Source organism: Moraxella oblonga NBRC 102422 (assembly GCF_001598275.1).
In the GTDB taxonomy this organism is placed as follows: Bacteria; Pseudomonadota; Gammaproteobacteria; order Pseudomonadales; family Moraxellaceae; genus Moraxella; species Moraxella oblonga.
Window position 1 is genome coordinate 81,122 of sequence record NZ_BCYQ01000006.1, and the last position, 14,318, is coordinate 95,439.

A 14,318-nucleotide genomic window follows, 5' to 3' on the forward strand; every position below is an offset into this window, starting at 1 on the left:
GGATTACCTGCCTTTTGTGTTTATGCTAATCAATGCGTTTGCCTGTTTTATCAATATAAAATATTTTGCCATTTAATTCAACCTGAGCTTTATTATTGCTAAAATCCCAAACAGCATCATACTCAATAGGGATAGCTATTTTACCTGTTTTATCAATAAATCCCCATTTGCCATTTTGCTTAACTTCTACCAAACCTTCCTTAAAAACTGTGATATAATCATACTCAATCGGCACAACTACTTTGCCTGCTTTATCAATAAATCCCCATTTACCGTTTTGTTTAATCCCTGCCAAACCTTCTTTAAAACTGCCAATATAATCATACTCAATAGGCACAACCACTTTACCTTTTTTATTGATAAAGCCATATTTATTATTTTTTTTAACCCTTATCAAACCTTCACCAGAATTGTAAACAAAATCATACTGAGCAGGCACAACCACTTTACCTGTTTTATTAATTAAGCCCCATTTGTCATTTTGCTTAATCTCTGCCAAACCTTCTGTAAAACTCCTAACATCATCGTACTTGATGGGTATGACTATCTTGCCTGTTTTATTGATAAACCCATATTTACAGTTTTGTTCAACCTTTGCTAAATCTTCACTAAAACTGCCAGCATCATCATACTGGGCAGGAATAACTATTTTACCTGTTTTATCAATAAAGCCGTATTTGTCATTTTGCTTAACCTTTGCCAAGCCTTTACTAAAATAGTAAACATTATCATGCTTAATAGGAATAACCACCTTGCCTGTTTTATCAATAAATCCCCATTTACCGTTTTGTTTAACCCTTGCCAAGCCTTCACTAAAATCCCCGACATCATCGTATTGAGCAGGGATTACCAGCTTACCTGCTGTATCAACAAACCCCCATTTGCCGTTTTGTTCAACCTGTGCCAAGCCTTCACTTGGACAATCCACAAAGTCATAACCGCTGACCTGTGGTTTGTCGCACGCCATTGCACTAGCCACACCTTTTAGATTTGGCTTTTCGCACGCCCATACTGATGAACCAAAGACAACCACACCAACTAGGGCAATGCTCAGGGGGAGTTTATGTAGATTGGGCTTTTTCATTGTAAGATTTCCTTTGATTAACAATAAAAGATGTGATGGCTGTTACAACAATAAGATTATAACAGACGTACACAGTATAAACAATCATTTGGCGATGGTTGCTGTTTGGATAAACCAAATGGGGCGGTACTTTTCGTTTGGCTGATTTTATTTTATAATGAGCCTTTTATCACAACGTAAAAACGCCATGAAAACCCACATCATTATCCCCGCCCGCTATAAATCCACCCGCCTACCTGCTAAGCCTTTGCTAGAAATTCATGGTAAGCCGATGATTCTATGGACAGCCCAAAAAGCCCTACAAGCCACCTTTGCCGACAGCGTGTGCGTGGCGACCGATGATGATAGGATTTACAAGGTGTGCCAAAGTGCAGGCGTGCCTGTTGTCATGACAGGCGAACACGCCTCAGGTACGGACAGATTGGGCGAAGTCGCACGGCTTTTGGGTTTTGCTGATGATGACATCGTGGTTAATATGCAAGGCGATGAACCGCTTGTACCACCTGTGCTACTTGAACAAGTGAAAAATTTACTCATCGAAAATCCCCATTGTGTCATGGCGACTTTGTGCGAAGTGATTGATAATTTTGACGATTTTTATAAAAATTCGGTGGTTAAAGTCGTCAAAGCAGGCACGCACGCCCTGTATTTTAGCCGTAGCCCCATGCCGTACGATAGAGATGGACATTTAAAAGATGAGCTTGGCGAGCGACCCAAAAACGCCTATCGTCATTTGGGACTTTATGCCTACCGTGTCAAATTATTAAAAGAATTTGGCACATGGGAGCAAGGCGAGCTTGAAACATTAGAGAGCTTAGAGCAGCTGCGTATTTTAGAAAACCATCAAAAAATCGCCATTGATGTTGCAAAGGTGAACCTACCACTTGGGGTGGATACTAAGGAGGATTTGGACAGATTGAATGCCATGCCTTTTGATGAATTTGTGAAGTTTTAAGAAATGCCCATGACCGACCACGATCCCGATACTTTTGATACCGTTTTGCAGAATTTGCCCTATTTTGCACCCTTATTGACTTGGCAACAAAAAGCGTGGCAACAGACGACTACCCAGTTTTATGCTGGCAAATTACCGCATGGCATTTTGGCAAGTGGCATGGCAGGGATTGGCAAGCGTGCCTTTGTGTGGCGGTTGGTGGCATGGCTTCTTTGTACAGACAAATCGGAGTATGGGGCGTGTGGACTATGCCCAAGCTGTACATGGTTAAAAGCAGGAACGCACCCTGATTTGATGGTGTTACCGCTTGGCAGTTTGCCAACTGATGATGGTGATGAGCAACCTTCTATTAAAATTGATGAGATACGTACATTACAAGAATATAGCCACACAAAAGGGCAGGGCGTGCGTGTGATGGTGTTAAACAATGCTGACACACTGACGGTTGGAGCAAGCAATGCTCTCCTCAAAACCTTAGAAGAGCCTCGTGCAGGCGTGCATTTATTGCTCATCAGCGACAACCCTAGCAGGCTTTTACCCACCATAAAAAGCCGTGTACAAGCCCTACCGCTTGGTAGGATTGAGCATGAGTTGGCATTGTCTTATGTGGTGGATAAGTTGGGTGATGAGAATTTGGCTCGTCTTGCCCTAGATTTGGCAGATGGGGCGGTATTAAAAGCGGTGGATTTGCCACAGATGGCGTGGTTTGACAAAAGACAACTTTGGCTAAAAACATGGCTAAGTCTGCGACATGGTCAGCGTTTGCCTGTGAGTGCCAGTGATTATTGGCAAGGGGTGCTAGATTTGGCGGATTTTGTGGTTTTGACACGCCTTATACTCATGGATGTGGTGCGTGTGGGGCTTGGACTTGGCAGTCGCCATACAGATATTGAAGTGATGAACATGGTAGGTGATGACGTACCAAGCCTTGTGCAGGTGGAAAATTTTTTGGCAAATCTTGATGACGTGATGGTGGCGGTCGGTCAAAATGTCCAAGAAAAAATGGCATACGATGAGCTGTTTTGTCGGTTGGCGAATTTGTGATGGGATAATGATTGAGATTTTATATCAAGATGATGATTTGGTGGTGGTGAACAAGCCTGCTGGCATACTTGTTCACCGTTCATGGCTTGACAAACATGAGACGGTATTTGTGATGACGGTTTTGCGTGATATGCTTGGCAGACACGTTTATCCTGTTCATCGGCTTGACCGTCCTACATCAGGGGTGCTGTTGTTTGCATTATCCAGCGAAGTTGCAAGGATTTTGTCATTGCAATTTGAACATCATACCGTAGAAAAATCCTATCTGGCATTAGTGCGTGGCTATCTTTTGGGAAGTGGGCGTATTGATTATCCATTAAAGGTCAAATTGGACAAAATCGCTGATAAATTTGCCAGCCTTGACAAAGCTCCTGAAATGGCAATGACTGATTATCAAAACTTGGCAACGTGTGAGATGCCTTTTATCTCAACACCACGCTATGCCACTTCTCGCTATTCGTTGGTTCAATTAACACCCATCACAGGGCGTAAACATCAGCTAAGAAGGCACATGACCCATTTGTTTCACCCCATTATTGGCGACACTACCTATGGCGATACCGCCCAAAATCGTGCGGTGTATGAGTTTACAGGTGTATCTAGACTGCTTTTGCATGCACATACTTTATTGTTTGATGATGTTAATGGTCGGCGTGTGCAAGTGGTTGCACCCTTAGATGAGGATTTTAAAAAAATAATGACACAATTTGGTCTAACAGATATTTCATTACCCTTTATCAGTAAAATGTGATAGAATTGATTAATTTAATTTTAAAAAATAGGTGCCTCATGTCCGATACGCATTCAAATGATAAAACACCAAAATTCTCACGCATTTTATTAAAACTCTCTGGTGAAGCCTTGGCAGGGGGTAAGGGTATGGGCATTGACGCAAGTGTCCTTGACCAAATGAGCCTGTCTATCGCCCATTTGTGTGGGCTTGGCGTGCAGGTGGGCATTGTCGTGGGTGGGGGCAATTTGTACCGTGGCTCTACCTTGCAAAAAGAAGGCTTGGTAGGGCGGGTTACAGGCGACCAAATGGGAATGCTTGCCACGGTGATGAATGGACTGGCAATGCGTGATGCCCTAGAACGGCGTAATATCAAATGCCGTCTAATGAGTGCGATGAAAATTGGCGAAATGTGCGAAACTTATAGTACCCGTAACGCCATTCGCTATCTTAAACAAGGCGAGGTGTGTATTTTTGTTGCTGGCACGGGCAATCCGTTTTTTACCACCGATACCGCCGCTTGTTTGCGTGGGATTGAGATTGAGGCCAGCCTTATTTTAAAGGCGACCAAAGTAGATGGTATTTATGATAAAGACCCAAGTTTGTATGACGATGCAATCAAATATGACAGCCTAACCTTTGATAAAGCCTTGGAAGAGAAATTGGGTGTGATGGATATGACCGCCATTGCTCTATGCCGTGAACACAATGTGCCACTTTGTGTCTTTGATATGAACAAACCCAATGCCTTACTCAATGTTGTAATGGGCGAAAATGAAGGGACAAAGGTTTATCATTGATTTTTGAAAAAATTCTTGGTAAATTTTTAATAAAACATTGTATTTTTTTAATGCCAAATTTTAATAGTGCATTTTAATTTTAATAATGCCTTATTTTAAAGTGGCTTGGATAAGTTTTGTATTGAAATTTGTGGGGTTAAATGGTAACTTTCTCTCATAAAAATCAATCACTCACTCTTTTAATTAAAAGATGGTATTATCTTAAACTTTTAAATAATTTTGGAGAATTTTTTATGATTAACCAAATCAAAACCGATGGCAAAGCTCGTATGGAAAAATCGCTTGAAGCGTTGGAGGGTGCTTTTGCCAAACTGCGTACAGGTCGGGCTCACCCTGGGATTTTGTCAGGCGTGATGGTCAGCTACTATGGTTCTGAAATGCCTTTAAACCAAGTTGCCAGTATCAATGTTGAAGATGCTCGCACGCTACTGGTACAGCCCTTTGACCGCTCAATGGTGTCTGCGGTGGATAAGGCAATTCGTGAGGCGGACTTGGGGCTAAACCCAATGAGTGCCGATGTCATTCGTGTGCCAATGCCAGCACTTACCGAAGAGACTCGTAAAGATATGCAAAAACTTGCCAGAAGTGAAGCGGAGCAAAGCCGTGTATCGGTACGCAATATCCGCCGTGATATGCTGGCTGATATCAAAAAATTGGTCAAGGACAAAGAGGCAAGCGAAGATGATGAACGCCGTGCCGAAACCGACATTCAAAAGCTGACCGATGATTTTATCAAAGCGATTGATACTCGCCTTGCCAAAAAAGAAAGTGAGTTGATGGAAGTGTGATAAGATAAGCACAATGGGCGTGGTCATCATGCCCATTGTGCAATTATTGCAAGTTGAGGTAATCTTATGGCTCAGATTTTTAAAAACTTTTTATTTCATGTTATTATCGTTGCTATTATATTGGTGGTGGTGATTGTGTCATGGCTGTTGTTTTTAAAAAATGCCAAAGTGGATAGTCATTACAGCTTGCGACCCATTCAAGTGAATGTGCAAACTGATGAATTGATTTTGGATTTTGTCAGTGATAAGCCGATTGAATTAAAAGCCAATGAAACTGACGCGATATTAAAATGTTATGGCGATGAATTGCAAACGGAGATTTCAACCAATCCAACCATACGCAAACTCAATATCAGCTCATCAGTCCTTCAAGCACATTTGCCCAATCAGTCTAAGGTGGATTATTATTATCGTGTGTCCTTGCCATTATATGTCAACAGCTGGAAAATGACATTTGATAAAGGCATGATGACTTGCCATATTCATTATACCACTTCTGCATTTCGTAGGGCACGTTATTCACAAACCATGCAAGTTAATATTCAAGCCCTGAATATTGCCAAATCCATCAATACTTCTGATGCACCTGAGTATTTTTCACAATATGACGAACGTGATGGCAGATACGAATAACCATCATGCCACCCAATCCATCCACAGTTATTTATGACGATAAACGCCATGCCAAATCCAAAACCCCCCAAACACATCGCCATTATTATGGACGGCAATAACCGCTACGCCAAACGAGAGGGCTTACCAACAGGCGGTGGGCATTTGGCGGGTAAGGATAGCCTTGACCCCATTGTGGAGTATTGTGCCAAGGTGGGGGTGGGTGTTTTGACGGTGTTTGCTTTTTCATCGGAAAACTGGGCAAGACCACCGCACGAGGTGGCTTTGTTGATGGCATTATTAAAGCAAACCATCATTGAGCAGTTGCCCAAATTAAGTGCCAATCAAATCCGCCTAAGATTTATTGGCGACAGAGGCGTATTATCAAAAGAATTGCAAGCATTGATGGCAAGTGCCGAAAGAGAAACTGCCCATTTTGATAAAATGACCCTTGTGATAGCGGTCAGTTATGGTGGTAAATGGGACATTGTAGAGAGTGCTAAGTCATTGATAAATAAGGTAAAAAATGGCGAAATCGGCATAGATGAGATTGATGAAACCGCCTTTACTGCTGGCGTGAGTTTGGGTGATTGTCCACCTGTGGATATGCTCGTTCGCACGGGGGGCGATTATCGCATTTCTAATTTTCTTTTGTGGCAAAGTGCGTATGCCGAGCTGTTTTTTACCAACACGCTATGGCCTGATTTTACGCCTGATGAATTGGGGGCGATGATGGCAGATTTTGCCAATCGTGAAAGACGCTTTGGCAAAACTTCTGAGCAGGTGGCAAAAGGAAATTTGTAAGGTGTATATTAAGCACCATATAAAAAAATTTTAAAGTGGATTAAAATGAGTGAATTATTAAAATCTCAACTTGATGAATTAATGGCAAAATTACCAAAAAATGTATATGGCAATGGTATTAAAAATGTGGATTGGATTAAATCTAGCCAAATTAAATACCAACTGAATTTGCCAAAAGAGTATTTGTGGTTTGTTGAAAAATACAATTATATTGTGTTATGGGGTGAATTTGTAAAAACGATTTTTAACCCACAGTACCAAGATGACACCCCTGATGATATTTTTAATTATTATCAAATAAATATTGCTGACAATGATGAAGAGAAGGATAAATTGATTTTTTTGACAACCGAAGAATTGGAAGAATTTTATTTTTTTAATTACTGATAATCAAGTGGGTGAGCAAGTATTTTTTAGAAATATGTGGGGCGATAATGAACTTTATGCGGATAATTTTTTGGATTTTTTATTAAAAGAAATACCAAAAAATTATCATTCCAAACTTAATGGGTAAGGTGCGTATGACGCACTATTTAAGGGCAAAAAATGACAGAAAAAATAACAAAGGCAACAAAAAACTCTTGGAAAGTCACTCCAATGGATAAACCAAAATTGGTGTATGTTGATTTAAAATTAACACAAGAGCATTTTGAAAAGTTGCAAGTTGGTTTTATGCCCCGTAATATGGACGATAGGTGGTTTGTTTATTTTGAAAATGATTGGATTTATTTTCATCGTTCTTGGACGGGCTATGAAATTTTTAAGGCTCAAATTTATCAAGATAATAATGGCTATTTTGTCAAAGATTTTTGGGTAGAAAGCAATACTGAAAAATTTAATTTATCTGATGAAAAAGATATGATAAATACTTTTTGTTTTATATTGTATAGAATTGTTTTAAGAGTTGAATTGCCCGAAATTCAATGATTTAAATGGTGCGTAATACGCACCTTACAATAAGGAAAAAATTTATGAACCAAGTATTTAAAGATTTTGATTTTGAAAACTTTTGGGATAATTCATCCTTTCAACAAGGTGAATTTTTCGCAGGTAGAAAATCGTTATTTATTGGTAAGCCAATTAACGATGAAATGATAAAAGAACTTGAGCAAAGTTTGGGTTATCAATTACCAAAAAGTTATCTTGAATTATTAAAAAGTCAAAATGGTGGGTTAATTCAAGAACAATTATTTATTACAAATAATCCAATTTCATTATATGAGGCGTGTTATATTAGTATGCATCAAATTGGTGGTATTGATAAAACTGCCAAAAATTGCTCTTTATATCAATGTGAGTATTTGATTGATTATGGATTTCCTAATATTGGGCTATATTTTGCTGATTTGGCAACTGACCACGACTGGTTAATAATGGATTATCGTGAATGTGGCAATAATGGCGAACCGCAAATCAGTTATATTTATGTGGACGGTGGCGAACCAGAAATTCAAGTCATTGCCAAAGATTTTGAAACCTTTATTAAAGGATTAAAAAATGCTGATGAGTTTGAGTGTGATGATGACAATTGTGTTTATTTGATTGATAAATGAATTGTTAATAAGTTGTAAGGTGCGTATGACGCACCATTTGATAATTTTGCAAAGGAAAATATTGATGAGCCAAGTATTTAAAGAGTTTGATTTTGGTAATTTTTGGGATAATAATGAATATGCCCAAGAAAACTATATCAGCGAGCCATTAACTGATGAATTGTTAAAAGAAGTGCAGGCAGAATTGCCTTATAAAATACCGTCATCGTATATTGAATTTATGCAATATCAAAATGGTGGTATGCCTATAAATACTTGCTATCCAACCAATACACCTAATGGTTGGGCGGATGACCATATTGCCATTGATATGATTAGTGGCATTTCCAAAAATAAACTTAATTCATTGGCGGGCGAATATGGTAGCCAATATATGATAGAAGATATTGAATATCCTGATATTGGTATTTATTTTGCGGGTAGTCCCTGTGGACACGCTATGATTGCGTTGGATTATAGCGAATGTGGTAGCGATGGCGAGCCTTGCGTAGTTTATATAGAACAAGACGATGATAATAAGATTTTTCTCGCCAAAGATTTTGAAACCTTTATTAAGGGTTTAAAGCACGAAGATGAATTTATTGATGATGAGTAATTAATGGTTTTTAATATAAAAACCAAATGATTTTAATATCTTTAAACTTGGAAATCCTTAAATGTGGCAACGAATTAAAACCGCCATTGTACTTGTGCTGATTGTCGGCATTGCAATGTTTGCAACTGATAAACCCTATTTGTTTTTGCCGTTGTTGTTGGTGGGCGTGGCGATTGCATCTTATGAATGGACAAAATTAATGCCAACCTTCCCTGCCAAATCTGCTTTTGTGGTGCCTGTTTTTGCCATAACGGTCGTTAGCCTGCTTATCAAGCCCACTTGGGCGGTGTGGTGGGCAGGGTCGGTGCTGTTTTGGGTACAGGCAGGCATTTGGGTAAAACAGTATCCTGCAAAGGACAATTGGCGTAATCAAGGGCTGTTTGGGGCGGGTGTTTTGGCGTTGGTGCCTGCCATTACCGCAATGTATGCCCTGTGGCAGTTGTCGGCGTGGTGGCTTTTGTATGTCTTTGTGCTGGTGTGGTGTGCTGATAGTGGGGCGTATTTTGTTGGGCGAAAGCTGGGCAAAAAAAAGCTTGCCCCCAATGTCTCGCCCAACAAATCGCTAGAAGGGCTTTATGGTGGTGTGGCAACGGCAAGCCTTGTGGCGGTTGGCGTGGGGCTGTATTTGGGGCTGGATATGGCAACGCTTTTGGTGTTTTTGCTGTTGTCGGCGGTTGTGGTGGGTGTCAGTGTGCTTGGCGATTTGTTTGAGTCAATGCTTAAACGCCGTGCTGGGGTCAAAGACTCTGGAACCATTTTGCCTGGGCACGGTGGCGTATTAGATAGAATTGACAGTTTGCTTTCGGCAACGCCCATTTTTGCCTTTGGGATATTGATTTGTGATTGGCTTGGCATAAAATTTACACCGCATTTTGTGATGGCTCATCAGTTGTTTGGTGGTTAGATTGTGCTGATTTTAATAGACCAAGACAATGTTCTTGCTAATTTTGATAAGGGAATGGTGGATTGTTTTTGCAAACAATTCCCCCATTTGCCCTTAAATAAAGAACGCACAAAGTTTTATTGGGCAGATGATTATCCAGAATATGCCAACTATTTTAGCCAAATTTATACCACCAAAGGCTTTTTTGAACATTTAGAGCCAATGAATGGGGCGATTGATGCAATTAAGGCATTATTGGCATTTGGGCACGATGTACGCATTTGCACTTCGCCTATTAGCGATTATCGCCATTGTGTGAATGAAAAGTTTATTTGGGTTGAAAAGCATTTGGGTTTTGATTGGACAAAACGCCTTATTTTAACCAAAGACAAATCGTGGGTACGGGGCGATATTTTGATTGATGATAAGCCAATCATTACGGGCAGTTTAACCCCCACTTGGACACATTGGCATTATTTGCATTCTTATAATGCCCATTTACCCAATAAAAAAGTGGTTTGGACGGATAAAGAAAGTTGGGCGGAATTATTAAAGTAGGGAATTAAAAAAAAGCGATTGTTAATTTAACAATCGCTTTTTAAAAATTAAGTAAAATATTGGTCAAGGTCTTCATTGTCATAAGCCTCTTCTAATTCCTCATAGTTAAGACAAATACCATCAAAACTCACTTGGGGCAATGTATTCTCCATTTCTTCTTGCTCTATGATTTGCAACCATTCAACATCGCTAATATAACGAAATTCATTACAAAAGTCTTGATTTTCGTTTTCAAATTCGGCTTTTGTATTGTCGTTATAATCGCCAACAACAATAAGTTCGTGAATGTTGCCCCATTCTGAAACCATACTCATCATAATTGGGCTCTTTTCACAATTTGGTTTTACATAAACTTGTACATAACTTGACATAATCACTCCGATTTTTAAAAAATAAAATTATATTCTACCCACCCTTTTTTTTATTTGTCAATAAAAATTTTATGGCATTAGCCTGATAATAAAAAAATGGTTGGAAAATTGACAATCTGTTAAAACTTAGCTAAACTATCAAACTAAGTTTAATAAAGTTTAGGAAAAAAAATAATGCAATCTGCCACCCCCAATGTTAATATCCACTATGCCAAAACTCATTTATCTGCCTTAATTGACGAAGTGGCAAGCACAGGCAAACCGATTATCATTACCAAAGCGGGCACACCAAAGGTAAAGATTGTGCCGATTGATGAACCAAAAAAGGGGTCTATGTTTGGTTTTATGCTTGATGAGCAAGGTAATTTACCAGAAGGGTTTAAGGAGTTTTCTGAAAGTTTTGACGAGCTTAATGATGAAATGGTTGAGCTTATGTTAAACAATGGAGAATTTTAATGAAAATTCTATTAGATACTCATATTTTAATATGGATTGCAGGTAATGAAACGCACCGATTTTCACCTAAAATTTTAGACATTTTGGAAAATCGTAGGGAGAATGAATTTTTTGTCAGTCTTGCTAGTATTTGGGAGATTGCTATTAAATCCGCTTTAAAAAAACCTAATTTTCCATACAAAGCTGATATAATGTTACAACAAATGCAAAAAGTGGGTATTCGTTTATTGTCAATTACACCAAATAATGTGGTGGGCGTTTCAGAATTGCCCTTAATTCATAACGATCCCTTTGACCGTTTGTTAATTGTTCAAGCTAAGCAAGAAAAATTGCAATTATTAACGGCGGATCAATTGATTTTGCAATATGATCAATCATTTATCTTGGACACACGAACCATTTAAAATCATTCCAAAAAGTTATAAAATTTATAAAAATCATAAATTAGATTTATTCTTTGATTATGTTATAATTCTGATAATGACAAATTTAGCAAATTTACCCACTCATTTTGGAGATAAAAATGGCAGGCAAAACCCTATACGATAAACTTTGGGACGACCATTTGGTCAAACAACGAGATGATGGTTCGTCTTTGATTTATATTGACCGTCAATTGTTGCACGAAGTAACCAGTCCACAAGCCTTTGAAGGTTTACAATTGGCTGGGCGTACGCCTTGGCGTTTGTCCGCCAACATTGCCACCCCAGACCATAATGTGCCAACTTCACCCATTGAACGCTCACAAGGGATTTCTGGCATTGAAGATGATACTTCTCGTATTCAAGTCAAAACACTTGACGATAATTGCAAAACCTTTAATGTCGTGCAGTTTGGTATCAATGACGAGCGACAAGGCATCGTCCACGTGGTAGGACCAGAGCAGGGCTTAACTTTGCCGGGAATGACGGTGGTGTGTGGCGACAGTCATACCGCCACGCACGGTGCTTTGGGCTGTTTGGCACACGGTATCGGTACCAGTGAGGTTGAGCATGTGCTTGCCACCCAATGCCTTGTACAAAAGAAAATGAAAAATATGCTGGTACGAGTGGATGGCAAACTGGGCAAAGGAGTTACCCCAAAAGATGTCATTTTGGCAATCATTGGCAAAATTGGCACAGCAGGCGGAACGGGCTATGCGATTGAATTTGGTGGACAGGTGTTCCGTGATATGTCGATTGAAGGGCGTATGACGGTGTGCAATATGGCGATTGAGGGAGGTGCAAGGGTTGGGCTTGTGGCAGTGGACGATAAGACGATAGATTATGTCAAAGGTCGCCCCTATGCCCCAACTGGCGAAAATTGGGACAAAGCCGTTGCCTATTGGAACACCCTAAAATCAGACGATGATGCTCATTTTGATGCGGTGGTCGTATTAAATGGTGATGAGATTGAACCACAAATTTCGTGGGGAACTTCACCTGAGATGGTGATTCCAGTCTCTGCCAATGTACCTACCCTTGATGATGCCAAAGATGATGTTCAGCGAAAAGACTGGACGCGTGCCTATCAATATATGGGGCTAACGGCTGGACAATCTTTATCTGATATCACGCTTGACCGTGTGTTTATTGGATCGTGTACCAATTCTCGTATTGAGGATTTAAGAGAAGTTGCTAAAATCGTGGAAGGCAAAAAAGTCGCCCCAACGATTAAGCAAGCCATGGTGGTTGCAGGCTCAGGTCAGGTCAAAAAACAAGCTGAAAGTGAAGGGCTTGACAAAATCTTTATTGATGCTGGGTTTGAGTGGCGGCAGCCGGGTTGTTCAATGTGTCTTGCGATGAATGCCGATAAATTGCAATCAGGTGAACATTGTGCCAGCACTTCTAACCGTAACTTTGAAGGTCGTCAGGGTAATGGCGGTCGTACGCACCTTGTTTCCCCTGCAATGGCGGCGGCGGCGGCAATTCACGGGCATTTTGTTGATGTGCGGACGGTTGCCTAATTGATGAAAAATAAGACAATCTGTGGTATGATTGTCTTATTTTAAAATTGGAGTGATGAAATGCAAAAAGATTTAGAACAAATTGAACAATGGTTAAAAAAGAATGCTAAGAAAATTTATCAACATTCTTTAAATCAGTCTGCAAGCCAAGAGCGATTAAATGAGTTAGAAGGTTTAATTGGCGGTAATTTGCCAAATGATTTTAAAGTATTATATCAATGGCATAATGGGTTAAATCACGATAAAAATTTTGGTAATTTATTTTATGGCTATGATTTTTGGGATTTAAATAAAGTTATTGAAAATTATAAGTCCAATTTAGATGATAAAGATTATCGAAGTGATGTTGTTTCTTATCTAGATGATTTTGATAAAGAAATCAATCCACAAGGATTTATTGATAATCCAAAATGGATACAATTTACCCACGATGGTTCTCGCACAGGGTTTTATTTGGATTTAAATCCAAGTGAAAATGGTCATTATGGGCAAGTGATTTTTATTGATTTTGATTATAATATTGCTTTTATTGTTGCAAATTCCATTACTGATTTGGTAAAACAAGTCAGTGCTGATATGCAAGCAGGGTATTATCAGTTAAGCGAAGATGCATTGGAAGATGGTAACCATTACTTAGAAGTGGATGGAGAAATTGATATTTTAAATCATCATAATAGCGAGCGTTGGAAAAGGCAAGAATAATTTTTATCCAAAAAATACAAAAAGAGATTTATCTAAATTAGTTGCTCACCCCAATATCATCAATGGCAATTATGATGATGTAATAAGCTTAGATTGGAAAGATTTTATTAATGAAACCAAGTAATGTTTTAAAAATTAGTACACTTAATCAAGAATGGTATGATAAAGATGGTGTATTATTGCACGCTTGCTTTCAATTGCTTGTTAATTTTATTCACGAAGAAACCAGCTTTATCAATAAAGACATTGAAGATTTTATTGATTGGGAAGAAAATGAAAATCGTAAACTTGCCAAGCAAGAAATGCTATTTTTATATGATTGGTGGCAAAAATATAATAGTGAAGAATTTAGAAGTCTGCCAAACTGGGAAGATGATGAATTGGAAAACGAAATGTTAAAGCGTTTGATTGATGTGCGTTGGGCAATGTGGACTTGAT

At 39.1% G+C, this 14,318-nt stretch carries 20 protein-coding genes; 18 read left to right on the forward strand and 2 right to left on the reverse strand.

The features are described from left to right. Positions 1-25 precede the first annotated feature (25 nt). Positions 26-1,084, reverse strand: coding sequence for a WG repeat-containing protein (locus tag MOB01S_RS01700; RefSeq protein WP_066800652.1), 1,059 nt, complete (start codon positions 1,082-1,084; stop codon positions 26-28). A 187-nt stretch (positions 1,085-1,271) separates the two neighbouring features. On the opposite strand from MOB01S_RS01700, the gene kdsB reads away from it, so the two are divergent. From kdsB to MOB01S_RS01765, 13 genes are all read left to right on the forward strand, one after another. Then, entirely contained in the window at positions 1,272-2,039 is a 768-nt protein-coding gene (kdsB, locus tag MOB01S_RS01705; RefSeq protein ID WP_066800775.1) for a 3-deoxy-manno-octulosonate cytidylyltransferase, read from the forward strand. Between the two features lie 9 nt (positions 2,040-2,048). Further along, positions 2,049-3,083: a DNA polymerase III subunit gene (locus MOB01S_RS01710; protein ID WP_066800655.1), complete on the forward strand. Its 1,035-nt coding sequence runs from the start codon at positions 2,049-2,051 to the stop codon at positions 3,081-3,083. Beyond that, on the forward strand, positions 3,052-3,834 hold the full coding sequence (gene truC, locus MOB01S_RS01715) for a tRNA pseudouridine(65) synthase TruC (protein ID WP_066800658.1): 783 nt from the start codon (positions 3,052-3,054) through the stop codon (positions 3,832-3,834). The genes MOB01S_RS01710 and truC overlap by 32 nt, the downstream gene beginning before the upstream one ends. A gap of 38 nt (positions 3,835-3,872) precedes the next feature. Continuing rightward, positions 3,873-4,613 carry a UMP kinase gene (gene pyrH / locus MOB01S_RS01720; protein ID WP_066800660.1) on the forward strand — a complete coding sequence of 247 codons (741 nt, stop codon included), beginning with the start codon at positions 3,873-3,875 and terminating at the stop codon, positions 4,611-4,613. A gap of 233 nt (positions 4,614-4,846) precedes the next feature. Beyond that, positions 4,847-5,401, forward strand: coding sequence for a ribosome recycling factor (gene frr / locus MOB01S_RS01725; RefSeq protein WP_066800662.1), 555 nt, complete (start codon positions 4,847-4,849; stop codon positions 5,399-5,401). A gap of 66 nt (positions 5,402-5,467) precedes the next feature. Next, positions 5,468-6,034 (forward strand): hypothetical protein, encoded by a 567-nt coding sequence (locus MOB01S_RS01730; RefSeq protein WP_066800665.1) that lies wholly within the window; start codon positions 5,468-5,470, stop codon positions 6,032-6,034. 33 nt (positions 6,035-6,067) lie between these two features. After that, entirely contained in the window at positions 6,068-6,817 is a 750-nt protein-coding gene (gene uppS / locus MOB01S_RS01735; protein ID WP_066800668.1) for a polyprenyl diphosphate synthase, read from the forward strand. 45 nt (positions 6,818-6,862) lie between these two features. Then, a complete protein-coding gene (locus MOB01S_RS01740) occupies positions 6,863-7,204 on the forward strand; it encodes a hypothetical protein (RefSeq protein WP_066800670.1) in 342 nt (113 codons plus the stop codon). Between the two features lie 210 nt (positions 7,205-7,414). Beyond that, positions 7,415-7,744 carry a hypothetical protein gene (locus tag MOB01S_RS01745; RefSeq protein ID WP_066800672.1) on the forward strand — a complete coding sequence of 110 codons (330 nt, stop codon included), beginning with the start codon at positions 7,415-7,417 and terminating at the stop codon, positions 7,742-7,744. Between the two features lie 44 nt (positions 7,745-7,788). Then, positions 7,789-8,370: an SMI1/KNR4 family protein gene (locus tag MOB01S_RS01750; RefSeq protein WP_066800674.1), complete on the forward strand. Its 582-nt coding sequence runs from the start codon at positions 7,789-7,791 to the stop codon at positions 8,368-8,370. 64 nt (positions 8,371-8,434) lie between these two features. After that, positions 8,435-8,965 carry an SMI1/KNR4 family protein gene (locus MOB01S_RS01755; RefSeq protein WP_066800676.1) on the forward strand — a complete coding sequence of 177 codons (531 nt, stop codon included), beginning with the start codon at positions 8,435-8,437 and terminating at the stop codon, positions 8,963-8,965. Positions 8,966-9,026: 61 nt separating this feature from the next. Continuing rightward, the gene (locus MOB01S_RS01760) at positions 9,027-9,869 is read left to right on the forward strand and encodes a phosphatidate cytidylyltransferase (protein ID WP_066800679.1); all 843 of its coding nucleotides are present in this window, start codon (positions 9,027-9,029) and stop codon (positions 9,867-9,869) included. 3 nt (positions 9,870-9,872) lie between these two features. Beyond that, positions 9,873-10,406, forward strand: coding sequence for a 5' nucleotidase, NT5C type (locus tag MOB01S_RS01765; RefSeq protein WP_066800682.1), 534 nt, complete (start codon positions 9,873-9,875; stop codon positions 10,404-10,406). 47 nt (positions 10,407-10,453) lie between these two features. On the opposite strand, the gene MOB01S_RS01770 is transcribed toward MOB01S_RS01765, so the two are convergent. Continuing rightward, the gene (locus tag MOB01S_RS01770) at positions 10,454-10,723 is read right to left on the reverse strand and encodes a hypothetical protein (RefSeq protein ID WP_157073863.1); all 270 of its coding nucleotides are present in this window, start codon (positions 10,721-10,723) and stop codon (positions 10,454-10,456) included. 228 nt (positions 10,724-10,951) lie between these two features. Here MOB01S_RS01770 and MOB01S_RS01775 point away from each other — a divergent pair, with 228 nt between their 5' ends. The 5 genes from MOB01S_RS01775 (at position 10,952) to MOB01S_RS01795 (ending at position 14,317) form a co-directional block, all read left to right on the forward strand. Next, positions 10,952-11,233, forward strand: a complete 282-nt coding sequence (locus MOB01S_RS01775; RefSeq protein WP_084349573.1) for a type II toxin-antitoxin system Phd/YefM family antitoxin — start codon at positions 10,952-10,954, stop codon at positions 11,231-11,233. After that, complete coding sequence (locus tag MOB01S_RS01780; RefSeq protein ID WP_066800687.1) at positions 11,233-11,637, forward strand: type II toxin-antitoxin system VapC family toxin; 405 nt, start codon at positions 11,233-11,235, stop codon at positions 11,635-11,637. The genes MOB01S_RS01775 and MOB01S_RS01780 overlap by 1 nt, the downstream gene beginning before the upstream one ends. A 119-nt stretch (positions 11,638-11,756) precedes the next feature. Beyond that, a complete protein-coding gene (leuC, locus tag MOB01S_RS01785) occupies positions 11,757-13,178 on the forward strand; it encodes a 3-isopropylmalate dehydratase large subunit (RefSeq protein WP_066800690.1) in 1,422 nt (473 codons plus the stop codon). 60 nt (positions 13,179-13,238) lie between these two features. Next, on the forward strand, positions 13,239-13,880 hold the full coding sequence (locus MOB01S_RS01790; RefSeq protein ID WP_066800693.1) for an SMI1/KNR4 family protein: 642 nt from the start codon (positions 13,239-13,241) through the stop codon (positions 13,878-13,880). A 110-nt stretch (positions 13,881-13,990) separates the two neighbouring features. Continuing rightward, positions 13,991-14,317 (forward strand): hypothetical protein, encoded by a 327-nt coding sequence (locus MOB01S_RS01795; RefSeq protein WP_066800695.1) that lies wholly within the window; start codon positions 13,991-13,993, stop codon positions 14,315-14,317. Position 14,318 lies beyond the last annotated feature (1 nt).